The 22,171-nt window shown below is 72.1% G+C and carries 20 protein-coding genes; 15 read left to right on the top strand and 5 right to left on the bottom strand.

Translation table 11 applies throughout. From position 1 onward, the window contains the following. Window positions 1-374: 374 nt before the first annotated feature. Both AB0G28_RS27125 and AB0G28_RS27120 read right to left on the bottom strand, forming a co-directional pair. On the bottom strand, window positions 375-2,750 hold the full coding sequence (locus AB0G28_RS27125) for a helix-turn-helix transcriptional regulator (RefSeq protein ID WP_361094670.1): 2,376 nt from the start codon (window positions 2,748-2,750) through the stop codon (window positions 375-377). Next, a complete protein-coding gene (locus tag AB0G28_RS27120) occupies window positions 2,747-3,865 on the bottom strand; it encodes a molecular chaperone DnaK (protein WP_361094668.1) in 1,119 nt (372 codons plus the stop codon). The genes AB0G28_RS27125 and AB0G28_RS27120 overlap by 4 nt, the downstream gene beginning before the upstream one ends. A 301-nt stretch (window positions 3,866-4,166) precedes the next feature. Between AB0G28_RS27120 and AB0G28_RS27115 the strand changes: the two genes are divergently transcribed. From AB0G28_RS27115 to AB0G28_RS27095, 5 genes are all read left to right on the top strand, one after another. Beyond that, window positions 4,167-5,183 (top strand): IniB N-terminal domain-containing protein, encoded by a 1,017-nt coding sequence (locus AB0G28_RS27115; protein WP_361094665.1) that lies wholly within the window; start codon window positions 4,167-4,169, stop codon window positions 5,181-5,183. Window positions 5,184-5,284: 101 nt separating this feature from the next. Then, window positions 5,285-7,072 (top strand): dynamin family protein, encoded by a 1,788-nt coding sequence (locus AB0G28_RS27110; protein ID WP_361094663.1) that lies wholly within the window; start codon window positions 5,285-5,287, stop codon window positions 7,070-7,072. Next, complete coding sequence (locus AB0G28_RS27105) at window positions 7,069-8,271, top strand: GTPase (protein ID WP_361094661.1); 1,203 nt, start codon at window positions 7,069-7,071, stop codon at window positions 8,269-8,271. Before AB0G28_RS27110 ends, AB0G28_RS27105 begins: the two co-directional genes overlap by 4 nt. A gap of 84 nt (window positions 8,272-8,355) precedes the next feature. Then, window positions 8,356-9,891 carry a long-chain fatty acid--CoA ligase gene (locus AB0G28_RS27100; RefSeq protein WP_361094659.1) on the top strand — a complete coding sequence of 512 codons (1,536 nt, stop codon included), beginning with the start codon at window positions 8,356-8,358 and terminating at the stop codon, window positions 9,889-9,891. Next, on the top strand, window positions 9,891-10,445 hold the full coding sequence (locus AB0G28_RS27095; protein ID WP_361094656.1) for a TetR/AcrR family transcriptional regulator: 555 nt from the start codon (window positions 9,891-9,893) through the stop codon (window positions 10,443-10,445). The genes AB0G28_RS27100 and AB0G28_RS27095 overlap by 1 nt, the downstream gene beginning before the upstream one ends. A 27-nt stretch (window positions 10,446-10,472) precedes the next feature. On the opposite strand, the gene AB0G28_RS27090 is transcribed toward AB0G28_RS27095, so the two are convergent. Further along, on the bottom strand, window positions 10,473-10,766 hold the full coding sequence (locus tag AB0G28_RS27090; RefSeq protein ID WP_361094653.1) for a hypothetical protein: 294 nt from the start codon (window positions 10,764-10,766) through the stop codon (window positions 10,473-10,475). A 93-nt stretch (window positions 10,767-10,859) separates the two neighbouring features. Then, window positions 10,860-11,261, bottom strand: a complete 402-nt coding sequence (locus AB0G28_RS27085) for a TIGR03618 family F420-dependent PPOX class oxidoreductase (RefSeq protein ID WP_361094650.1) — start codon at window positions 11,259-11,261, stop codon at window positions 10,860-10,862. Between the two features lie 156 nt (window positions 11,262-11,417). Here AB0G28_RS27085 and AB0G28_RS27080 point away from each other — a divergent pair, with 156 nt between their 5' ends. After that, window positions 11,418-12,623 carry a glycosyl hydrolase family 8 gene (locus AB0G28_RS27080; RefSeq protein WP_361094647.1) on the top strand — a complete coding sequence of 402 codons (1,206 nt, stop codon included), beginning with the start codon at window positions 11,418-11,420 and terminating at the stop codon, window positions 12,621-12,623. Between the two features lie 65 nt (window positions 12,624-12,688). Then, window positions 12,689-13,270, top strand: a complete 582-nt coding sequence (locus tag AB0G28_RS27075) for an NADAR family protein (RefSeq protein WP_361094644.1) — start codon at window positions 12,689-12,691, stop codon at window positions 13,268-13,270. Here AB0G28_RS27075 and AB0G28_RS27070 read toward each other — a convergent pair. Then, a complete protein-coding gene (locus tag AB0G28_RS27070; protein ID WP_361094641.1) occupies window positions 13,231-14,214 on the bottom strand; it encodes a Gfo/Idh/MocA family oxidoreductase in 984 nt (327 codons plus the stop codon). The genes AB0G28_RS27075 and AB0G28_RS27070 overlap by 40 nt on opposite strands. A 97-nt stretch (window positions 14,215-14,311) precedes the next feature. Here AB0G28_RS27070 and AB0G28_RS27065 point away from each other — a divergent pair, with 97 nt between their 5' ends. The 8 genes from AB0G28_RS27065 (at window position 14,312) to AB0G28_RS27030 (ending at window position 22,092) form a co-directional block, all read left to right on the top strand. Then, the gene (locus AB0G28_RS27065) at window positions 14,312-15,262 is read left to right on the top strand and encodes an ABC transporter substrate-binding protein (RefSeq protein ID WP_361094638.1); all 951 of its coding nucleotides are present in this window, start codon (window positions 14,312-14,314) and stop codon (window positions 15,260-15,262) included. A gap of 1 nt (window position 15,263) precedes the next feature. Next, the gene (locus AB0G28_RS27060; protein ID WP_354924177.1) at window positions 15,264-16,142 is read left to right on the top strand and encodes an amino acid ABC transporter permease; all 879 of its coding nucleotides are present in this window, start codon (window positions 15,264-15,266) and stop codon (window positions 16,140-16,142) included. Next, on the top strand, window positions 16,135-16,902 hold the full coding sequence (locus tag AB0G28_RS27055; RefSeq protein ID WP_361094635.1) for an amino acid ABC transporter ATP-binding protein: 768 nt from the start codon (window positions 16,135-16,137) through the stop codon (window positions 16,900-16,902). Before AB0G28_RS27060 ends, AB0G28_RS27055 begins: the two co-directional genes overlap by 8 nt. Beyond that, window positions 16,899-18,617 (top strand): aminotransferase class V-fold PLP-dependent enzyme, encoded by a 1,719-nt coding sequence (locus AB0G28_RS27050; protein ID WP_361094632.1) that lies wholly within the window; start codon window positions 16,899-16,901, stop codon window positions 18,615-18,617. Before AB0G28_RS27055 ends, AB0G28_RS27050 begins: the two co-directional genes overlap by 4 nt. 44 nt (window positions 18,618-18,661) lie before the next feature. Further along, window positions 18,662-19,042 (top strand): hypothetical protein, encoded by a 381-nt coding sequence (locus tag AB0G28_RS27045; RefSeq protein ID WP_361094629.1) that lies wholly within the window; start codon window positions 18,662-18,664, stop codon window positions 19,040-19,042. Beyond that, window positions 19,032-19,958, top strand: a complete 927-nt coding sequence (locus AB0G28_RS27040; RefSeq protein WP_361094626.1) for a caspase family protein — start codon at window positions 19,032-19,034, stop codon at window positions 19,956-19,958. Before AB0G28_RS27045 ends, AB0G28_RS27040 begins: the two co-directional genes overlap by 11 nt. Before the next feature lie 315 nt (window positions 19,959-20,273). Further along, window positions 20,274-20,405 carry a hypothetical protein gene (locus AB0G28_RS27035; RefSeq protein WP_361094623.1) on the top strand — a complete coding sequence of 44 codons (132 nt, stop codon included), beginning with the start codon at window positions 20,274-20,276 and terminating at the stop codon, window positions 20,403-20,405. A gap of 157 nt (window positions 20,406-20,562) precedes the next feature. Continuing rightward, a complete protein-coding gene (locus AB0G28_RS27030) occupies window positions 20,563-22,092 on the top strand; it encodes an alpha/beta hydrolase (protein WP_361094734.1) in 1,530 nt (509 codons plus the stop codon). The last annotated feature ends 79 nt before the right edge of the window (window positions 22,093-22,171 follow it).

The raw sequence follows: 22,171 nt of genomic DNA, 5'->3' as shown, positions 1-22,171 counted from the left end.
CGGATGTGGACAACCAGCCCCGGCGGAGGCTTTTCCCGGCTTTCCGTCGGCCGGCCCCGATACACTGGGTGCGGGGCCGGACCCCCGGAGAGGGCGGGGGAAGCTTTCGGGGCGAGCTTTCGGGACGCTCCGCGGAGATGCCTCCCCGTCGTGGACCGCACGCTGAGGCATGACTGGCGCCCCACCCAGACCTCCTCCGCCGCCCCGATACGAAGCCAGAACACGGCCGGTAGTGCCGGGTCAAGGCACGCTTTCCCGCCTTGACGCGGTGCTGCCGTCCGTTGTCACAATCCGGCTTCGGGGTGGTGGGATCCTTGAACCACTTGTCCACTGCCTGCACCGACAAGACTTCGCCGGGATGGGCGGGGGCTGCTCTACGGGGCCTCGGGCCGCGAAAGCAACTCCCGCAGCGTCGCCAGCAGCTCCCGCCGATCAGCCGCGCCCAGCTTGCCGCGGATGCGGGCCATGTGGTGCTCCACCGTCTTGCCCGAAATGAACAGCTTGCTGCCCGCCTGCTTGTACGTCAGCCCCTCGACCACCAGCCTGGCCACCTCGAGCTCCCGCTCGCTCAACGCCGCCAGGCCCGTGCCCGCCGCCGGTTCCGCCGACATCCCCGGTTCGCGGCGGGCCGCCGTTCCCTGGAACTGGCGGGCCGCCTCCAGGAGCTGGACCATCGCCTTGCGGTCCGATGTGCGGATCGCCGCCTGGCCGGCCAGGCGGGCCGCGTCCCAGCGGAGGCCGAGCTCGTGCAGCTCCGCCGCGGCCGCCGATATCACCGCCGGGTCGAATGTTCCGCTCAGGACCGCCAGCCAGCTCTGGGCCGCCGTGGCCAGTGCGTGCGGGTGGCGGCCGCAATGTGCGTGCCGCGTCAACGTCGCCAGGTGCGCCTTGGCCGCTTCCGCGTCCTCCAACGTGATCGCCGCGTGGAGCTCGTGCCAGACCAGTGAGACCGTCCACAGTGGAGGTTCGCCGAGGCGGGTCAGGAGGCCGTGGGCGCGTTCGAGCTGGCCCGAAAGCTTGGCGAACGCGCCCGTGCGGGCCGCCGCGATCGCCAGCTCGCCCAGGGGCAGCAACGTGAACAGGTCCGTCTGCTGCCGCATCGACGCCTGGTACGCGCGGTTCCACGACCGCTGCAACCCCACCAAGTCGCTCGCCCGGCGGGCCAGGCCCAGCTCCAGCGTCGCGAAGAACAGCTCGTCTCGGGCTTCCAACTCGACACCCGCCACGGCGTCGCGGTGTTCCGCCGCCGTCGCCAGGTCGCCCGCCGTCATCGCCACCCAGCCCAGGAGCAGGCGGTGGCGGGCCGCCAGGAGATCTCCGCCGATGCGGCCGTCCAACGCGCGGGTCAGCACCGACTCCGCCAGCGCCAGCTCGCCGGTGTGCAGGGCGACGAGCGCCGCCAGCGCGGCCGGGCTGTCCGGCAGCAGCGTGCCGCCCAGTGCCGGCTCCAGCATCGCCGCCGCTCCGAGCAACGTCGACAACGTCTCCGTCGCGCAGCCCGACACCGAATCCACGATGCCGCGGGCCATCCGGGTCGCCGCGCCCGCGAACAACGTCGGCGCGACGCCGGGCGTCGGGGCGTCCAGGAGACGGCGGGCGCCTTCGAGGTCGCCCGTGCCGACCAGCGCCGTCGCCGAGAACGCGTCCGTGCGGCCCGCCCAGTGGTACAGCTCCGCGCTGCGGGCCAGCTCGCCGCGGTGCGCCAGGACCGTCGCGGCGATTTCCGCGCCCGCCGCGCGGGTTTCCGCGTCGGCCGCGCCGAGCATCCCGTCGCCGAGGCGCAGCGCGGTGTCGAGATCTCCCGAGAGCGCCGCCGCGCGGGCCCAGCCCGCTGTGACGGCGGTGGAGCGGTCGCCCGCTTCGGCGGCGGCTTCGAACAGCCGGGTCGCCAGCCGCGCGTCGGTCGGGAGCGCTTCGCCCGCCGCCGCGGCGAACGCGGCCGCCGCCGACGCGCCGGAGCTGCCCGTGCCGAGCAGTGAGCGGGCCAGGTCGAGCACCGGGAGCCCGTTCGCCAGCTGCAGCTCGACCAGCCGCTGCACCGTGGTCAGCCGGCGGGCGGGCGGCCCGAAGTCGCGGACGGCCACGGCCGCCAGGGGCAGCAGCGTGTCGTCGGGGGCCAGCAGGCCGGTCGCGCGGGCGCCCTCGACGATGCCGGGCAGCTGGTCGGCGTCGCGGTCCAGCAGCGCGCACAACAGGTCCAGGTTGCGTCCCGCCCCGGCTTCGGCCGCGATCAGGTAGCGCAGCACGTCGTCGTCGAGCTCGTCCAGCTCCGGCCGGAACTCCTCCAGCCGCCCGAGCAGCGCGCGCTCGGCCAGCCGCGGGACACCGCCGCTGCGGGCGTGCAGCTCGGCCGCGGCCGCCGGGTCGGCGGGCGAACCCGTCGCCGCGGACATCAGCTGCGCGACGTCTTCGACGCCGAGCGGGCCGAGCGGCAGCAACGTCCAGCCGGGCGCCACCGCGGCCGGGCGGTGCGCGACGACGATCGGCCCGTCCGCGCCGGTGAGCAGCTCCTCCAGCTGGTCGGGGGCGAGCCGGTCGGCGTCGTCGACGAGCACGGCGTCGACGCCGGCCTCCCGGAAGCGGCGGTCGAGCGCGGCGAGCAGCACGCTCTTCCCGTACCCGCCGGGGGCGACGACGGCGAGCCGCAGCGGCGCGGCCGGATCGGCGGCGACGCGGTCGAGCAGCCGCCGCGCCGCCGGGTGCACGGGGATGGTGCGAAGCGGGGCGACCTGCGTGAGCAGTGTGTTCAACAGTGACCTTCACCGGAGGGGGCGCAGTGGCCAGGCGTGGGGACAGGAGGGGGACCGGCGTTGGCTTCGCGGGCGGTGAGGGTGATCACCCCGGCCGAAACGGCCGCGGCGAGCACCAGGACCGCCGCGGCGAGGGGACGCTTGCGCCGGAACAGGTTCAGCGGGCTGCTGCGCTCGGGCAGCTCGAACGGCGTGATCTCGACCGGCGGCCGGGGCGGCCGCTCGCCGAGCTCACCGAGCGTGTCCACCTGGGGGAGCAGGGTGGTCTCGACGGCGGGGGGTTCGTGCGGCGTCGCCCGGCCCTCGGCGCGCAGCGCCGCGAGGGCGGCCGCGCCGAGGGCGGCGGCCGCCGGCGGAACCGGTCCCGCGAACATCGGGCACGGCGGCCGGGCCGGCAGCGCGTGCGGGGGGACGTCGCCGCAGAACACCACTCCGGCGAGGCCCTTGGGGGACGTCGAGGCCGCACCGGCCAGGGCGAACAGGGTGCTGAGCGCGGCCGCCGGGGCCACGCCCTCGGCACTCGCGCCGAGTTGCCAGCCGCTCGCGCCGGACGCCGTGGCCAGCGTCACGTGCACGCCGTCGGCGCCGAACTCGCACACCCCGGCGACCTGGGCGCCGGGACCGGGGACGGGCAGGTGCGCGCCGAGCGCCGCGATCGGGCCCGGGACCAGCGTGACGTCGGGGAACCCGGCGTCGGCCAGCGCCCGCCGCAGCACGTCGCGGCGGTAGGAGCCCCAGTCGCCGGGGTGGGTGAGCACCAGGTGGTCCGGGGCGCCGCCGAAGAGGTGCGCGGCGTGCTCGGCGATGCCTTCGACGAGCACGGCGGTGAGCGTTTCGGGCGGGAACGGCTCGCCTTCGACGATCATCGGCACGTCGTCGCCGATCCGCCGGTGGAAGCCGGTGAGCAGCCGGGACGGGACCTGGGCGCCCGCCTGCGCGGCCGCGTCCCCGGTGAGCAGGTACCCCTCGTCGTCGAGGAACAGCGCGGACGCCGCGGCGGGGGATCGCTCACCCAGCCAGAGGGGTTCGGGGTCGCCCCAGCCGGGGCCGAGACGCCGGCGGGTGGCGGCGTGGGTCCGTCCCTGTGCCACATCGATCCCGAGGACGTAGGGCAACGGCGCTTCCTCCTCACCTCGTGGGGCCGAACAGGGGCAGGGAATCCCCCTAGGGCTCGGGGCATCCTCACCCAAACGGGTTAGTCAGGCAAGGGTCTGGAGGGATTTAACCCAACTGAGCGCGTCTCGGATGAGCCCCTAACTCCCTAACGATGACATATCGATCCCCTATCGGCTGACTGGACTGCGACTCGGAGTGATCCCCGATGTGCGCTGGGGGACGGTCTCCCTACCTTGATCACGGAGCACCGGTCGTTGCGGCCGATGCTGTCCCCCGAACCACCGGACCAGGAGAAACTCCATGGAATCCGTGCAGACCTTGCACGACTTCGCCCTGAACCTGCTCAACGACCCGACCGCGCTCGCGGCCTTCGGGACGGACCCGCAGGGCGTCCTCGCCGCCGCCGGCCTCGGCGACGTCAGCGCCGCCGACGTGCACGAGGTCCTCCCGCTGGTCCTCGACTACGTGCCGGTCGACAGCCTCCCGGCCGTGGGCGCGCTCCCCGCCGTCGGCGACCTGACCTCGGTCGGCACCGATGCCCCGGGCATCCAGGGTGCGATCGACCAGCTCACCGCCCTCACCCAGGGTCTCGGCCTGCCCGCCACCTCGGCCCTGCCGGGTGTCGGCGAGCTGGGCACCGGCGAGCTGCCGGTCGTCGGCGACCTCGGCCTGCCGGCCGTCCCGGGCGTCGGCTCGCTGCCGGCCGTGAACGACCTCACCAACACCGCCGCCGGCGTGACCGCGCTGGCCGGCGACCCGACCGGCGCCGTCTTCGGTGCCACGGGCGACCTCGGCTCGAGCCTGGACGCCGTCCAGGTCGCGGGCAACCTGGTGTACTCGGTCACCGACGTCGACCACAGCGCGGCCGTCGGCGCCCTGGGCGAGGCGAGCAGCCTCGGCGAGAGCGTGCTGGGCAACGTCTCCAACAACGCGACCGCCCCGGTCTACGAGGCCACCTCGCACGTCGGCGACGTCAGCGGTGACCTCACCCACACGGTCAACTCGGTCGTGGGCAACGTCGGCGACTTCTCCGGCATCCTCAAGGGCGCCGGCGACCTCGACGTCCAGCACGTGACCGGCGAGGTCACGAGCGCGGCCCACGGCCTCGGCCTCGGTGAGGTCACCAACACCGTGACCTCCGCCACCGGCCTCAACGTGGACCACAACGTCGCGGGCCAGGTCGGCGACCTCACCAGCGGCAGCACCTCGGCTGTCCACGACGTGGTCTCGGATGTCGCCAACGTCAGCCACAACGCGCTGGGCAACCTGCACATCGGCGACATCGCGTCGAACAACGACATCCACATCGGGCACTGATCCCCGAGCGCCTCACGGGTGCCCGTCCCACGGTCTGGGTGCGACCGCGGGACGGGCACCCGGTGTGCGTACGGGGAGTGAACCGGGGAAACTCCTTGGCTGTGAACGCCCCTGCTTGGCTCGACGTGCTCAACGAGACCCTGGACGCGTGCCGCACGCACGGCCGCGCCGATCTCGCCGAGCGCCTGCGCAGACGCCGGGACGCCCCGCCGGGGCAGACCCGGCTCGGCGTGCTCGGCTTCCCCAAACAGGGCAAGGGCTACCTGCTCAACGCCGTGCTGAACGCGCCGGTGTGCGCGGTCGGCGACGCCGCGACCCCCGCCGTGCCCACGGAGATCGCCTACTCCGCCGAACCCGCCGCGACGCTGGTCGGCCGATCCCTCGAACGGATCCCCGTCGCGGTCGAACGGCTCACCGGCGAGCTCGGCGCCCGGCCCGCCGGGTCGCTCAGCCGCGTCGAGGTCGGCGTGCCGCGCGAACTCCTTTCCGCCGGTCTCGTCCTGGTCGACACCCCGCCGGTCGGTGACCCGCGGTCACCGCGGACCGCCGCCGCGCTGGATTTCCTCGCCGAAGCGGACGCCGTGATCCTCGTCTCGGACGCGACCGCGCCGCTGAGCGCCGCCGAACTCGCGCTCGCGCGGCATGTGCGTACTTGGTGCCCGCATGTCGTGTTAGCGCTCACGAAGATCGACGCCTGTCCCGGGTGGCGCGCGGTCGCCGAACGTGACCGCGGGATGCTCGCCGAAGCGGGGATCGATGCGCGCGTTCTGCCGGTTTCGGCCGTCGTGCGCCAAGCCGCCGCGAAGACCGGTGACGCGGATCTCAACGCCCGCTCCGGATTTCCCGAGCTGCTGGGCTGGATCGCCGAGCAGGCCGCGCGCCCGCCCGAGCAGTCGCGCGCGCTGCTCGCCGCCGTCGGCGTGCGCGCCGCCGCAGCCGAGCTGGTCGAGTCGCTGCGCGATCGCATCGACGCCGCCGGGCAGGACGCGGGGCTCGGCCAGGCCGCGCTGCTGCAGCGGGCGCAGCGCCGCGCCGACGACCTGCGGCGGCAGAACACCCGGTGGCAGAACCTGCTTGCCGACGAGATCGCCGACCTGACGGCCGACGTCGAGTACGACCTGCGTGAGCGGACGCGCAAGATCGTCAACTCGATCGACCAGACCTTCGACGAAGGCGATCCGGCCAAGTTGTGGGACGAGTTCGCGCCGTGGCTCGACAACGCGCTCGCCGAGGCGGTGGAGACGAACTACGCGTGGCTCACCGAGCGGGCGCAGTGGACCGCCCAGGCGGTCGCGGCGTGCTTCGGCGCCCAGTACGACCACGCGCTGCCGGAGCTGCCGCTCGACGGCTCGGGCGTGGAACACCTCGACGACGTCCGGCGCCCGAAGATCGAGAAGTTCAAGATCGGCCAGCAGGCCTTCACCGGGCTGCGCGGTTCCTACGGCGGTGTCCTGATGTTCGGCCTGGTGACCAGCCTGCCCTGGCTCGGCCTGCCGCTGATCAACCCGGTGTCGCTCAGCGCCGGCGCGGCGTTCGCGGTGAAGACGATCCGCGACGAGGGCGGGATGCGGCTGCAGCGCCGCCAGGCCGTCGCCAAGCAGGCGGCGCAGCGGCACGTCGACGACGTCTTCCTGCGGTTCAGCAAGGATTGCCGGGACGCGATCCGCGTCGTGCAGCGGCGGCTGCGCGACCACTTCACCGGACTGGCCGAGGACCTCGCGGACGAGCTGACCCGCGAGCGCGAGACGATCCTGGCCGGCACCGCCGAGCGCGAGCGGCGGACCGTCCACATCAGACGCGAGATCGACCGGCTCGCCGGGCTGCACCAGCGCGCGGGCGAGCTCGGCACGATCGCCGGGCGGCAGCAGCGGCGGGAGCTCTCGGCGTGACCCAGGACGTCCGCGACCTGCTGCACGCCGCGGCCGGGCTCTACCGGGACGACCCGCGTGCGTCGGCGCTGCTGCACGACTGCCTGAACCGGCTGGAGCAGCCCCTGCGCGTCGCGTTCACCGGCGCGCCGTCGTCGGGGAAGACGACGCTCGCCGCCGCGCTGGGCGAATGGCCGACCCGGGCGCTGCGCGACCTCGTGCTGCAGGACGACCCCGGCCCGGGCGACGACGTCCCGGACGCGACGGTCCGGCTGGTCCGCCACCTCGAGCCGGACGAGCTCGCGGCCGCGCACCCGCCGGGCGGCTCGCCGTTCGCGCGGCAGAGCGCGGTGAACTCGGTGCTGGTGCTGTCACGGGCCGACGAGGTCGGTGCGGGCCGGATCGACGCGCTGCTGACCGCGAAGCAGCTCGCGCGGCGCGCGTGGCGCGAAGACCCGCTGTGCACCGGGTTCCTGGGCGTGATCGCCGTCGCCGGGCAACTCGCGTACGGCGGCCGGTCGTTGCGCGACGACGAGTTCGACCTGCTGGCGGCGTTCGCCGCGGTGCCGCGCGAAGAGCTGGAACGGCACGTGCTTTCGGTGGACTCGTTCACCGATCCGGCGTTCCCCGGCCCGATCCCGGTCGAGACGCGGCGGTCGCTGGTCGTGCGGTTCGGGATGTTCGGCGTCCGCCTGGCGCTGACGTTGATCCGCACCGGCTGCGACGACCGCGTCAAGCTCTCGGCGGAACTGGTGCGCCGCAGCGGTCTCGGCGAGCTCCGGGACACCCTGGCCGGCTGTTTCGTGGCGCGGGCCGAGGCGCTGAAGGCGCGGACGGCGATCATCCGGCTGGAAGCGCTGCTCGCCGCCCAGCCCCGCCCGGGCGGCGACCGCCTGGTGTCCCGGGTGGAACGGTTCGCCGCGGCCGCGCACGACTTCCGCGAACTGCGGCTGATCGCCGACATCCGCGGCGGCCGGACGGCGTTGTCCGGCGAGCCCGCCGAGGAAGCGGTCCGGTTGCTGGGCGCCCAGGGCACGGCCCCGGCGGACCGCCTGGGGCTGGACCCGGACGCGGACCCGGGCGAGATCTACGACGCGGGTCTCGACGCGTTGCGGCGCTGGCGGCACGAAGCGGAGCGGCCGGACCGCCCGCACCCGGAACGCGCGGCGGCGCACGTGGTCGTCCGGTCGGCCGAGGGACTGCTGGCGCTGTTCGCCTGAGCCGGGTTCGGTATTGACGCCGGCCGGGCCGCGGCGCACCATAGAGCAGTCTATGGTCCAGCGCCGGTCCGAAGGGGAACTCCCATGCCCGAAGACGTCCGCCCCCGGGTCCGGCTGTTCGGTGAACTCCTGGCGCACTGGGCGCGGGAACGCCCGGCGGACACCGCGCTCATCTTCGGCGACAAGGCGTGGACCTGGGCTGAGTTCGACGAGCGGGTCCGGCGGCTTTCGGGCGCGCTCGCGGCCGCCGGGGTCGGCCGCGGCGACCGCGTCGCCTTCGTCGACAAGAACCACTCCGCCTGCCTGGAGACGACCTTCGCGGCGGCCGGGATCGGCGCCGCGAACGCCGTGGTCAACTGGCGGCTTTCCGGCGAGGAACTGGCGTACGTGCTGAAGGACGCGGGCGCGAAGATCGTGTTCGTCGGCGCCGAGTTCGTGCCGGCGCTCGACGCGATCCGCGACCGGTTGCCCGCGGTGGAACGCGTGGTGGTCGTCGGCGACGAGTACGAGTCCTTCCTCGCTTCCGGTGAGCCGCACGTCGGGGCCGACGTCGACACCGACGACGGCGTCCTGGTCCTGTACACCAGCGGCACCACCGGCTTCCCGAAGGGCGCGGTGCTGACCCACCGCAGCGTCCTCGCGCACGGCCTCGCCGCCGGGACCGCGTTCCCGATCGGCCCCGGCGACGTCAACCTGGTCGCGATGCCGCTGTTCCACGTCGGCGGCAGCTGTTACGCGGTGTCCGGGTTCCTCTACGGCGAGCCGTCCTACCTGACCCGCGAACCGGACGCGGCGTCGCTGTTCGCGGCGCTGCGGGCCGGGATCACGCACGCCTTCCTGGTGCCCGCCGTCGTGGCCGGGATCGCGCAGGCCGGCGAGGCCGCGCTCGAGGCGTTCGCCAAGCTGAAGTACCTCTGCTACGGCGCTTCGCCGATGCCCCTCCCGTTGCTGCGCACGGTGCTCGCCGCATGGCCGGACGTCAAGTTCGCCCAGGTCTACGGCATGACCGAGCTGTCCGGCGCGGTCACCGCCCTGGACCCGGAGGCGCACCGGGACGCCACGCGCCCCGAGCGGCTGGCCTCGGCGGGCACCGCACTGTCCGGAGTGGACATCCGGATCGTCGACCCGGTCACCGGGGAGGACGCCGACGTGGGCGAGGTCTGGGTCCGCACCGAGCAGCGGATGGCCGGGTACCTCGGCAAGCCCGAGGCGACCGCGGAGACCATCGTGGACGGCTGGGTCCGCACCGGCGACGTCGGGCGCCTCGACGACGGCGGGTTCCTGTTCCTCGAAGACCGCGTCAAGGACATGATCATCACCGGCGGCGAGAACGTCTACTCGCCGGAGGTCGAGCGCGTGGTCGCGGAGTTCCCGGGGGTGGCCGAGGTGGCGGTGATCGGCGTGCCGGACGACAAGTGGGGCGAGCAGGTCAAGGCCGTCGTCGCCGGCGACCAGCTCGATCCCGAGAAGATCGTGGAGTTCTGCCGCGAGCGGCTGGCCCACTACAAGTGCCCGCGCAGCATCGACGTCGTGGACGCGTTGCCGCGCAACGCCACCGGCAAGATCCTCAAGCGCTCGCTGCGCGAACCCTACTGGCGGGACCGGGACCGGAACATCTGATGCCGGCCGCGAACCGGCAGGCCTACTTCGCCTGCGCGTTCAGGCTGCTGGCGGAGCAGGGGTTCACCGGGCTGAACGTCGGCGCGTTGTGCCGAGACCTCGGCGTCACGAGCGGCTCGTTCTACCACCACTTCGGCGGCTGGCCGGGGTTCGTCGAGCAGCTGCTGGACCACTGGGAGAACCGGCAGGTGCTCATCCTGCGCGAGGGGAACTTCGGCACCGGCGGCCCCGCGGCGGATTTCGCGGCGCTGATGGATCTCACGCTCGGGCTGCCCCACGAGGCCGAGGCCGCGATCCGGGCGTGGGCGATGAACGACGAAACCGTGCGCGCGGCCCAGAAACGCGTCGACTCCGCGCGGCTGCGGACGGTCGGCAAGGCGGTCGCCGGCATCGTCGGCGACCGCGCCCTGGCCCGGACGCTGACCGCGCTCGGGATGGCGATGCTCGTGGGGCACCAGCAGCTGGCGTCGGCGGGGGAGCACGGCGAGCTGACGGAGCTGCTGGGGGAGTACACGCGGCTGGTGCACTCCCGCGCGGGCGGAGCTTTCCCGTGAAAGTTCCGGCTCGCGGCCCCGGGGTCGTCAGGCGAGCTGGGACTCGATGGCGTTCACCAGCTGCGTCAGGGAAGCCCCTTCGGCCGGCGCCGAATGCCGGACGAGGTCCACGGCCGGGTAGAACCCGATGTGGCCGAGGTCCGGCGAGCCCTGGGCGATGGCGCGCGCGAATTCGCGTTCGGCGGTGGCCCGCTCGGCGGTGGCCAGCCGGGTGACCGCCCGCCACACGGCCACCGCGCAGCTGAGTGGCTCGACGGGCATGAGCGGTTCGAGTTCGGTTCCGGGACCGAGGTTCTGGGCCGCCGATTCGATTCGGTTCACGTTCGTCCCCTTTGGTCGGTTGCCTCAAGGTAGGACGGGCGAGGTCCGGCGCGGAATCGGCGATGTGCGGAAGTGGGATCGTGCGATCGCGGACTACGCGTTGCCGAGCACCCGGGTCACGGTGATCTCGATGACGACCCGCTGCGGGTTCGGCTTGGGCTGCCGGTAGCGGGCGGCGTACCGGTTTTCGGCGTCCCGCACCGACTCCGGGTCGTCGCGCAGCACCGCTCGTCCCTCCAAGGTGGACCACTTGGGGCCGTCGAGCTGGCAGACGGCGACCGGGATGCCGTCGTCGCCCGCGGCCCGGACCAGCCGGGCCTTGACCGAGGGGGCGAACGTGATCACGCGGGCGAGGCCGGCGTCGAAGTCCACGGTCACGCCGACCGCGACGACGTGCGGGGTGCCGTCCGGGCGGACCGTGGTCAGCGTGGCCAGCCGTCGCTCGGTCCAGAACGTGCGGAAGTCCGGCCCGCGGCCGTCGAGGTCGATCTTCATGACGTCCACGCTAGTCCGTCCGGGTGCCCGGGCCGCCGGAGGACCCACTCACGGTAATAGTAAGGAAAGTTTCCTAACGCTCTTGACCTGGTCTTGAACCTTCTGTCAGGCTCTGATCACCTTCGCCGCAGCCAACGATGTCTCAACGGAGGAGCCATGAAGAGAGTCGTCCGCGCGGTGGTGGTTTCGGCCGCGCTCGCCGCGGGGCTGCTGAGCGTGCCCACGACCGCGTCCGCGGCCGGCACGCCGTACGTGCCGGGCACGCTGCGGCCGTCCGTTTCGCAGGCCACGCAGGATGCCGCGCTGCAGAAGTACTACGACTTCTGGAAGAAGAACTTCCTGACGACCAAGTGCGGCGCGGGCACCTACGCCGTGCTGTCCAAGGACGCCGACCACGCCTTCGTCGCCGAGGGCGAGGGGTACGGCATGACGATCTCGGCGATGATGGCGGAGAAGGACCCGCAGGCGCGGTCGATCGTCGACGGGATCCTGAAGTTCGTGAAGGCGCACCCTTCGGTCAACGACAAGGACCTCCACGCGGCCGAACAGGACTCGAACTGCAAGAGCGTCAACGGCAGCGACTCCGCCACCGACGGCGACCTCGAAATCGCCTACGGCCTGCTGATCGCGGACAAGAAGTGGGGCAGCGCGGGCGCGGTGAACTACCACGCCGAGGCCGTCCGGATCATCAACGCGATCAAGAAGAGCGAGGTCAACGGCACCACGAAGTTCACCCTGCTCGGCGACTGGGGCAACGACGCGGAGTACAAGAACAGCTCGCGCTCCTCGGACTGGATGCCGCGCCACCTGCGCGCGTTCGCCGCGGCGACCGGGGACAGCTTCTGGACGTCGGTCCGCACCCGCGCGGAGACCGCGGTGTCCCAGCTGCAGTCGTCGTACGCACCGAACACGGGGTTGCTGCCGGACTTCGTGGTCAGCACGAACACGACGCCCAAGCCGGCTCCGGCGGACTTCCTGGAGGGCCCGTACGACGGCAAGTACAGCTGGAACGCCTGCCGCGACCCGTGGCGCCTCGGCGCGGACGCGATCTCGTTCTCCGGCAGCGCGGCCGTCGCGCAGGTCCGCAAGATGAACACGTGGATCAAGTCGGCCACGGGCGGCGACCCGTCGAAGATCCAGAGCGGGTACTCGTTGTCGGGCTCGAAGACCGAAAGCGGCCGGCACCCGTGTTTCACGGCGCCGTTCGCGGTGGCGGCGATGACGGACCCGGGCAGCCAGGCCTGGCTGGACCAGCTGTGGACGGCGGTCTCGTCGTGGTCGCCGGACGCGACGGACTACTACGGAACGGGCATCACGCTCCAGGTCCTGCTGATCCTGAGCGGCAACTACGTGGCGGCCTAGGGGCTGGTCCCGCACCCGGGATATTTCGGGTGCGGGACGGCCGTCGCGTGGGTGAGACTGGCGGCATGACCGGTCACCCGCGCAGTGTCGAGGAGCTGACCCGCGCCCTCGACGCGGGACAGCGGTTCAAGTACGTGTACTTCTGGGGCCACCAACCCCCGCGCGGTGGCGGCGTCGGGGCCGGCTGCTTCAGCCAGTGGTGGCCGGCGCCGTTCGAGGTCGACGAGGTCCGTTTCGCCACGGCCGAGCATTACATGATGTGGCGCAAGGCGAAGCTCTTCGGCGACGAAGAGGTGGCCGCGCAGGTGCTCACCGCGGTGCACCCGAAGCAGGCCAAGGACTTCGGCCGCCGCGTGCGCGGCTTCGACGAGCGAACGTGGGTGGCCCACCGCTACGGCATCGTGGCCGACGGGAATGCCGCCAAGTTCGCTCAGCACCCGGAGCTGGGCAGGTACTTGGCGGGGACGGGAAACCGGGTGCTCGCCGAGGCGAGCCCGGTCGACCGGGTCTGGGGAATCGGCCTCGCCGCGGACGATCCGCGGGCCGGGAAGCCCCGGGCGTGGCGGGGCTTGAACCTGCTCGGTTTCGCGCTCGCCGATGTGCGGGCTCAGCTGGGTTCGCGCAGCGGGAGCCCGGCGGCGCGGTAGATCTCGTCGATCACCGTCATCGTCTCCACCGCGTCCGCCGCCGAGGTCTTGACCGGCTCGCCCTTCAGTACCGCCGCCGCGAACGCGTCCAGCTGGTACGCGTACGACGCCCGGCGCGGGAACTTCTCCGTCCGCCGAGCTTCGCCGACCCGGACCGACAGCCGGTGGTAAGCCTGCGGGCCCACCGGGTTGAGCGCCGTCAGCGACCCCCGCGAACCGATCACCTTCGCGCTGATCTTCAGCAGCGACGACGACCACATCGAGCACTCGATCCGCCCCGTGTGGCCCGAGGGGAACCGCAGCTCCGCCGTCATCGCCCGGTCGACCGAAGGCGACCGCAGCTTGGCCGAAGCCGAAACGACCGACGGTGTCTCGCCGCCGAAGATGCGGGCCATGTGGACCGCGTAGCAGCCCGCGTCCATCGTCGCGCCGCCCGCCAAGGCGTAGTTGTAGCGGATGTCCGAGAACACCGGCAGCGGGAAGCACAACGCGGTCTCGACCCGCTGCAACGTGCCCAGCTCGCCCGACGCCACGATCTCCTCCACCCGCAACGCCAGCGGGTGGTAGCGGTAGTGGAACGCCTCCATCACCACGCGGTCCGACCCGGCGGCCAGCGAGGCGATCTCCCGCGCCTCCGCCGCGTTGGCCGTGAACGGCTTCTCGCACAGCACGTGCTTGCCCGCCTCGAGCGCGGCCCGGGTCCAGCGTCCGTGCAGGCCGTTCGGCAGCGGGTTGTAGACGGCGTCGAGGTCCGGATCGGCGATCAGTGCTTCGTACGACGAGTGCACCCGTGGCACGCCGTGCTTGGTCGCAAACGCTTGCGCGCGCTCGGGGGACCGGGCCGCTATCGCGTCGACCGACACCGAGGGGTGCGCGGAAGCGGGCTTGATCAGGGCAGCCGGGGCGATGCGAGCCGCCCCCAGGACGCCGATCCGCAGGCTCATGCCGCGAAGTTAGCACCGAACCGGGATTTCAACTCGCAGTTGACCTCTTCAACAACGAGTTGTAGCGTTCCGGCCAGCCGAACAGTGGAGGTCCGTTATGTCCCGTTCTCGTACCGTGCCGGCGGTGTTGCTCGCGAGCGTCGTCGCCGTGCTGGTGGCAGCTTGCGGCGGTGGTCCGGACGGCGCGGGCGGGACGTCGCAGGCCGCCGGCGCGGCCGCCTCGGGCATCCCGGACACCGCGGCCATCGTCCAGGGCGTGCGGAAGGACGCCCAGCTCAACGCGGCCCTGCCGGACAACGTCAAGCAGGCGGGCCTGCATCTGGCTTCGAACCTGCAGTCCGCGCCCAACAACTTCTACGCCGCCGACGGCAAGACCCCGATCGGCTACGAGGTCGACCTCGCCAAGGCCATCGCCGCCAAGCTCGGCGTCACCGTCGCCCACCAGGACATGGCGTTCGGCTCGCTCATCACCAGCCTCCAGTCCGGCCGCATCGACCTGACCATGGCCGGGATGAACGACACCAAGGCGCGCCAGCAGCAGATCGACTTCGTCGACTACTTCACCTCCGGCATCACGATCATGATCCGCAAGGGCAACCCCGACGGCATCACCGGCCCGGACACCCTGTGCGGCAAGAAGGTCGCCGTCGTGCAGGGCACCAGCCACCAGAAGTTCGCCGCCGAGCAGAGCACCAAGTGCGCGCAGGCCGGCAAGCCCGCGATCGACGTCACCGCGACCGACAGCGACAACCAGAACCAGAACCAGCTCCGCACCGGCCGCGTCCAGGCGATCCTCAACGACCTCCCCAGCGCCGTCTACATCTCGCGGACGGCCGGTGACGGCAAGTTCTTCGAGGTCGTCCCCGGTGAGCCGATCGACGGCGGCCCGTACGGCATCGGCGTCAACAAGGCCAACACGGCCCTGCGGGACGCCGTCCAGAAGGCGCTCCAGGCGCTGATCACCGACGGTACCTACGGCAAGATCCTGCAGGCCTGGGGCGTCGAGCAGGGCGCGATCAAGGAGGCCACGGTCAATGGTGGATCGTGAGGTGGCGGCTCCTGAACCGCTCCCGATCGTCCGGCTGCGGCACTGGGGCCGGTGGGTCGCCGCCGCGATCATCATCGCCCTGCTCGTGCTGCTGGGCATCGCGCTCGGCAACGCGCAGATCGAGTGGAACCAGGTCCCGGACTTCGTCTTCTACAAGGTGATGGCGACCGGCCTGCTCAACACCGTCGTGCTGGCCGTGCTGTCGCAGGCCGTCGCGATCGTGCTCGGCATCGTCATCGCCCTGCTGCGCCGCAGCGCCAACCCGGTCGCCCGCTGGTTCGCCGCCGGCTACATCTGGATCTTCCGCGGGTTGCCCGTCCTGCTGCAGATCCTGCTCTGGTACAACCTGGCGCTCGTCTTCCCGGTGATCGACATCCCGTTCCTCGTCCACGAGCAGACGAACGTGCTGATCAGCGCGTTCACCGCGGCCTTCCTCGGCCTCGCGCTCAACGAGAGCGCGTACATGGCCGAGATCGTCCGGGCCGGGCTGAACAGCGTCGACAGCGGACAGACCGAGGCGGCCAAGTCGATCGGCATGACGCCGGCGGCGACGCTGCGCCGGGTCGTGCTGCCGCAGGCGATGCGCGTGATCATCCCGCCCACCGGCAACGACTTCATCAACATGCTCAAGGGCACGTCGATGGCGTCGGTGATCGGCGTGACCGAGCTGATCCACGCGGCCAACAACATCTCGTCCAACAACCTCCTGGTCATGGAGACGCTGCTGGCCGCGGCCGTCTGGTACATGGTCGTGGTGACCGTCGCCGGCGTCGGCCAGCACTACCTGGAACGCGCCTTCGGTCAGGCCGACCGGGGCCCGCTCGCCCGCGCGGGCAAGGCGTTGCGCGGCGTGCCGCTGGTGAGGAGTGCCCGTGTCTGAGCCGCTGCTGCGTGCCGTCGGCGTCCGGAAGTCCTACGGCCACACCGAAGTCCTCGGCGGGATCGACCTCGAAGTCCACAAGGGACAGGTCGTCTGCCTGCTCGGGCCGTCCGGTGCCGGGAAGAGCACGTTCCTGCGCTGCATCAACCACCTCGAGACGATCGACGCGGGTCAGATCTGGGTCGACGGCGAGCCCATCGGCTTCCGGCAGCGCGGCGGGAAGCTGTACGAGCTGCGCGAACGCGACGTCGCCCGCCAGCGCCGGGACATCGGGATGGTCTTCCAGCGGTTCAACCTCTTCGCGCACCGGACGGCCCTGGAGAACGTCGTCGAGGGGCCCATCCGGGTGCTCGGCGTACGACCCGACGAGGCGCGTAAGCAGGGCCTGGACCTGCTGGACCGCGTCGGACTGGCGCACCGGGCCGACGCCTACCCGGCGCAGCTGTCCGGCGGGCAGCAGCAGCGCGTCGCGATCGCCCGGTCGCTGGCGATGAAACCGAAGCTGATGCTGTTCGACGAGCCGACGTCCGCGCTCGACCCGGAGCTGGTGGGGGAGGTTCTCGAGGTCATGAGTACGTTGGCGGGGGAGGGGATGACGATGGTCGTCGTGACGCACGAGATGAGCTTCGCCGCGGAGGCCGCCGACGAGGTGGTGTTCCTGGCCGACGGCGCCGTCGTCGAAACCGGGCCGCCTTCGGAAGTGCTGAGCACGCCGAAGCACGACCGTACCCGGCAGTTCCTGGCGAGGATCCTCGCGTGACGCGGATTTCGCCCCGGTACCTGCTCCAGTTCGACGAGCCCGCCGGCTACCTCGACTTCGCCCGCTTCGGCCCGCCGTCGCACGCGGTCCTCGACACGACGGCCGCGCTGCTGCACCAGGCCACCACGGCCGGCCCGTCCACTGTGGACGAGCTGATGCGGCAGGAGGTCCGGGCCAAGGCCGCCGCGGCCCGGCTGTCCGGCTCGGACACCGACCACACCGTGCTGCTCCCGCACACCAGCCTCGGCCTGTTCCAGGCCGCGTTCCACAGCACCGGCGAGGTCCTCGTTTCGGCGGGGGAGTTCCCGGCCAACACCTACCCGTGGGCCCGCGCCGAACAGGCCGGCCGCCTGCGCGTCCGCCGTCTGACCAGCGGTTATGTCACGGCTGAGCGCGTGGCCGAGGCGTTGACGCCGGAGATCACGACGGTCAGCGTCAGTGCCGTCGACTTCCGCACCGGCTACCGCGCCGACCTGGCGGCGCTGCGCGAGGTCGTCGGCGACCGGCTGCTGGTCGTCGACGGAATCCAGGGCTTCGGCGTGGCCGACGAGCCGTGGGAGGTCGCCGACGTCCTGGTCGTCGGCGGCCAGAAGTGGCTGCGCGCGGGCTGGGGGACCGGCTTCGCGGTGCTGTCCGACCGGGCGCTGGACCGGATGGATCCCGTGCTGTCCGGCTGGACCGGCGCCCGCGACCCGGGCCTGTTCGACGACGAGATCCACCCGCCGGACGCCACCGCCCAGTCCTGGTCGATCTCCAACCTCAGCCCGATCACGTCCGGCGCGTTCGCCGAGGCCTTGGAGCTGGTCGAGGAAGCCGGGGTCGGCGCCATCGCGGCACGGATCGCCGAGCGCCTGGGTGAGTTCGAAGAGGTGCTGGCGTCCTGCGGCGCGGAGGTCGTCTCGGCGGTGGACCGGCGGGCCGGGATCCTGGCGTTCACCCTGCCCGGCCACCCCGCCGAGCAGGTCGGGGCGGCGTTGACGAGCGCGGGGATCGCGGCGACCGTGCGGCCCGAGCACGTCCGGCTCTCGCCGCACGCGTCGACCCCGGCGGCCACCGCGGACCTGCTGCGGGATGCCCTGGAGACGTTGACCAGGCCGCGGGAGCCGTTGCTCGTCCCGGCCGCGGGCGCGACCACGCACGAGGTGCTCACCGCGCTGGTCCCGGCGATCCCGGGGCTGGCGGCGATGCTCGGCCCGGGCAACGAAGTCCTGCTGCACGACCTGAGCCGGCTGCCGGACTCGATCGTCGCCATCGCGGGTGACCTGACCGGCCGCAGCGTCGGCGGCCCGATGACCGACCTGCTGCTCGGCCTGGTCCGCCGCGGCACCACCCAGGACCTGACGAACTACCGCACGCACGGCCCCGACGGCCGCCCGATCCGCTCGTCGACGCTGTTCCTGCGCGACGCCGACGGCGTCGCGGTGGGCTGCCTGTGCGTCAACAGCGTCGAGGAGGCCGCTTCCGCGGGAAGCAACGGGGAGCCGGAGACTTTCCCACCGGACGTCGACAGCCTGCAGCGGTTCCTCGTCGACCGGGCGGTCGCGAAGGCGGGGATCCCGGTGGACCTGATGAAGAAACGGCACAAGGCCGCCGTGGTGCGGGAGCTCGACGAAGCCGGTTATTTCCTCATCAAGGACGCGGTCGACCACCTGGCCGGGCGGCTCGACGTCACCCGCTACACGATCTACAACTACCTCAACGAGATCCGCGCCTGATCGGCCGCTTGCCACCCGCGCTTTCCGGGCGGACCATGGCGCGCATGACCGAATCGGACACCCGGGCCCTGGTCCGGCTCGAAGCGGACGGCGAGGCGGACGCCGAAGAGTTCGACCTGCTCGCCCGCCGGCTGCGCGCCGAGCTGGGGGAGCTGGACGTCGACGTGCTGCCGGTCCCGGGCGAGCTGCCGCCGGGCGCGAAGGCCGCGGACCCGGTGACGATCGGCTCGCTCATGGTGGCGTTCAGCGCGGCCGGCGGGGTGTTCCCGGGGCTCGTCGAAACCCTGCGCGAATGGCTCGGCAGGCAGGGCGGCAAGCACAAGATCAAGGTGACGATCGACGGCGACACCGTCGAGCTGGAACGGGCGACGTCGGCGGAGCGGCAGCAGCTGATCGAGGCGTTCGTCCGGCGCCATGGCCGGTAGGCACGCGCTGCTGATCGCGACGGAGACGTACACCGACCCGGCCCTGGGGCGGCTGACCGCGCCCGGCGGCGACGCGCGGGCCCTGGCGGAGGTGCTGAGCGACCCGTCGATCGCCGGCTTCGAGGTCACGACGCTGATCGACCGGCCCCACCACGTGGTGGGCGAGGCGATCGGCGAGTTCTACCGCGGCCGCCGCCGCGACGAGCTGACGCTGCTGTACTTCACCGGCCACGGCCTCAAGGACGACGACGGCAGCCTCTACCTGGCGATGGCCAACACCCGCCGGGACAGCCTGATGTTCACGGCGCTGGCGGCGGAGCTGGTCGACCGCGCGATGGCGGGCTGCCCGTCGCGGCAGAAGGTGCTGGTGCTCGACTGTTGTTACAGCGGCGCGTTCCCGGCGGGAAAACTGGCGAAGGGCGGTACGGACGTCCACACGCTGGAACGGTTCCAGGGCCGCGGCCGCGCGGTGCTCACGGCGTCGGACTCGACGCAGTATTCGTTCGAAGGCGACGCGGTGGTGGGCTCGGCGGCGCGTTCGGTGTTCACCAGGCACCTGGTGGCGGGCCTGCGCGACGGAAGCGCGGACCTCGACGGCGACGGCGACGTCACGGTGGACGAGCTGTACAGCTACGTCCACGAGCGGGTGGTGGCGGAGATGCCGCGGCAGCGGCCGAAGCACCAGTCCGATGTGGAGGGACGCATCGTGCTGGCGCGGAACCCGCGGTGGGAGCTGCCGGAGTACCTGCGGCACGGTTTGGCCAGCCCGATCGCTTCGGACCGGATGAACGCCCTGGAGGGACTGAAGCGGCTGAACCGGGTGGGCAACGAGCTGGTGCGGGAACGGACCTCGGCGGAGATCAGGCGCCTGGCGGACGACGACAGCCGCACGGTTTCCGCAGCGGCGGCCGCCTGAGCGGCGGAGGTGGATGGGCCGCCGGTCGTGGTCGAGTCTGGGCCGGAGTCGGTTGCCGCGGTGGCCGGGCCGCCGGTTGCGGCCGAACCGGCGCCGGTCGTGGTCGAGCCTGGGCCGGAGCCGGTTGCCGCTGTGCCCGAACCACCCGTTGCGGCCGCGCCGCCGCCGAGGCGACCCGAAGCAGTGCCGGGAGCCGGGAAGCCGCCACCCCGGCCGAGGCAGGTCCGCGCTGAGCCTCCGTCGCCGCGGAAGGCTGCGAGCGGCCGGCGCGACAAGCCGTTCGCCGACCCGAAGGTCTATTTCATCGAGGCGGGGGTGCTCGGCTTCCTGATGATCGTGGTCCTCGTCGGCGGCATCGCGAACGGCTGGATCTTTTCCCTGATCCTGGTGCTTTTCGCGTTCTTCCTCGGCCGGGGGCTGTTCCTGCTGGCCCGGCAGTCCAAATAGCGGCGATTTCCACCTTTCGTAGGGCATTCGGTGCCGTGCCGCCGTTTGCCGTTCCCGGAAGCTCTCGGCGGGACTAGGGTTCACCCGCTCTGTGCAGGAGCCGAAAGGGGAGAAAACAGTGAGACGTGCCGTTTTCGCCGGGGTGGCCGCTGCCGCGATGGCGACCGCGCTCGTGGCCGCACCGGCCGCGACCGCCGCGCCCGCGGACCAGGCGTCGATCGGCTGGGGACCGTGCACCAACCCCGCGCTGGTCGCCGCCGGCGCCGAATGCGGGTACCTGGCCGTGCCGCTCGACTACCGCAAGCCGGAGGGGGAGAAGATCCAGCTCGCGGTCGACCGCGTCAAGCACAAGGTGCCGGACGCGCAGTACCAGGGCGTCATGCTGACCAACCCGGGCGGCCCCGGTGGCTCCGGGCTGCTGCTGGCGACCCGCGGCCCGCGCGTGCCCAACCGCGCCGGTGACGCCTACGACTGGATCGGCTTCGACCCGCGCGGTGTCGGCGACAGCAAGCCCGCGCTGAGCTGCGACCCGAACTACATGGACTACAACCGGCCGCAGTACGTGCCGTTCACGCCGCAGCTGGAGAAGACCTGGCTCGACCGGTCCAAGGGCTACGCCGAAGCCTGCGCGAAGAACAACTCGCGGGCCCTGCTGGAGAACATGAAGACGACCGACACGGTCAAGGACATGGACTCCATCCGGAAGGCGCTCGGCCAGAAGCAGCTGAACTTCTACGGCTACTCCTACGGCACCTACCTCGGCCAGGTCTACGGCACGCTCTTCCCGCGGAACGTGCGCCGGATGGTGCTCGACTCCACCGTCGACCCGCGCGGGGTCTGGTACGGCGACAACCTCAACCAGGACATCGCCTTCGACAAGAACATCCAGATCTGGTTCGGCTGGGTCGCCCAGCACGACGACGTCTACCACCTCGGCAAGACCCAGGCCGCGGTGCGGCGGGTCGTCAACGAGCAACTGCTCAAGACGTCCTTCAACCCGGCAGGCGGTGTGATCGGGCCGGACGAGATCATCGACGTCATCCAGCAGGCGAGCTACTACCAGCTGCGGTGGACGCTCCTGGGCGACGCGCTCTCCCGGTTCGTCAACAAGGGTGACTGGCAGAACTGGAAGACGCTCTTCGAGGCCTTCGGCGGCCGCGGCGACGACAACGGCTACGCCGTCTACCTCGCCGTGCAGTGCACCGACGTCCAGTGGCCGCAGAGCTGGAACCAGTGGCGGCGCGACAACTGGCAGACCTTCGCCCAGGCGCCGTACTTCACCTGGCAGAACGCGTGGTTCAACGCGCCCTGCCTGTACTGGCCGGCGAAGGCGGGCAAGCCGACCAAGGTCGACGGCCGGGGCGTGCAGAGCGTCCTGATGATCGACGAGACACTCGACGCGGCCACGCCGTACGAGGGCAGCCTCGAGGTCCGCAGCCGATTCCCGGGCGCGTCGCTGATCGCGGAGCCGGGTGGCACCAGCCACGCGATCACCCCGCGCGGCAACGCTTGCGTCGACACCAAGATCGCCGACTACCTGGCGACGGGCGCGCTCCCGGCCCGCAGGCCGGGCCGCACGGCCGACGTCGAGTGCGCCCCGCTGCCGCAGCCGACGCCCCCGGCGCCGACGGCGGCCGCGGCTCGCGCGGACACCCAAGGCCTCGCCTCCGGGCGGTTCCTCGGCTGACCTGCGGTAACCGCTGAAACGGGGTGTCGGGGCGCGTAGCCCGGCACCCCGTTTTCGTCGCCGTGCACTTTGCAGCCGA

Origin of the sequence: Amycolatopsis sp. NPDC021455, from assembly GCF_040640995.1 — a bacterium.
Taxonomy (GTDB): domain Bacteria; phylum Actinomycetota; class Actinomycetes; order Mycobacteriales; family Pseudonocardiaceae; genus Amycolatopsis.
The sequence above is the reverse complement of the archived record's forward strand: the minus strand, read 5'-3'. Positions and strand labels throughout refer to the sequence as shown.

Bases quoted from the DNA above. Each gene is read 5' to 3' on its own strand.
- AB0G28_RS27030 (WP_361094734.1), top strand. From the start codon at position 20,563: ATGGCGACCGCGCTCGTGGCCGCACCGGCCGCGACCGCCGCGCCCGCG.
- AB0G28_RS27115 (WP_361094665.1), top strand. From the start codon at position 4,167: ATGGAATCCGTGCAGACCTTGCACGACTTCGCCCTGAACCTGCTCAAC.
- AB0G28_RS27080 (WP_361094647.1), top strand. From the start codon at position 11,418: ATGAAGAGAGTCGTCCGCGCGGTGGTGGTTTCGGCCGCGCTCGCCGCG.
- AB0G28_RS27095 (WP_361094656.1), top strand. From the start codon at position 9,891: ATGCCGGCCGCGAACCGGCAGGCCTACTTCGCCTGCGCGTTCAGGCTG.
- AB0G28_RS27085 (WP_361094650.1), bottom strand. From the start codon at position 11,261: ATGAAGATCGACCTCGACGGCCGCGGGCCGGACTTCCGCACGTTCTGG.
- AB0G28_RS27075 (WP_361094644.1), top strand. From the start codon at position 12,689: ATGACCGGTCACCCGCGCAGTGTCGAGGAGCTGACCCGCGCCCTCGAC.
- AB0G28_RS27065 (WP_361094638.1), top strand. From the start codon at position 14,312: ATGTCCCGTTCTCGTACCGTGCCGGCGGTGTTGCTCGCGAGCGTCGTC.
- AB0G28_RS27040 (WP_361094626.1), top strand. From the start codon at position 19,032: ATGGCCGGTAGGCACGCGCTGCTGATCGCGACGGAGACGTACACCGAC.
- AB0G28_RS27100 (WP_361094659.1), top strand. From the start codon at position 8,356: ATGCCCGAAGACGTCCGCCCCCGGGTCCGGCTGTTCGGTGAACTCCTG.
- AB0G28_RS27070 (WP_361094641.1), bottom strand. From the start codon at position 14,214: ATGAGCCTGCGGATCGGCGTCCTGGGGGCGGCTCGCATCGCCCCGGCT.
- AB0G28_RS27045 (WP_361094629.1), top strand. From the start codon at position 18,662: ATGACCGAATCGGACACCCGGGCCCTGGTCCGGCTCGAAGCGGACGGC.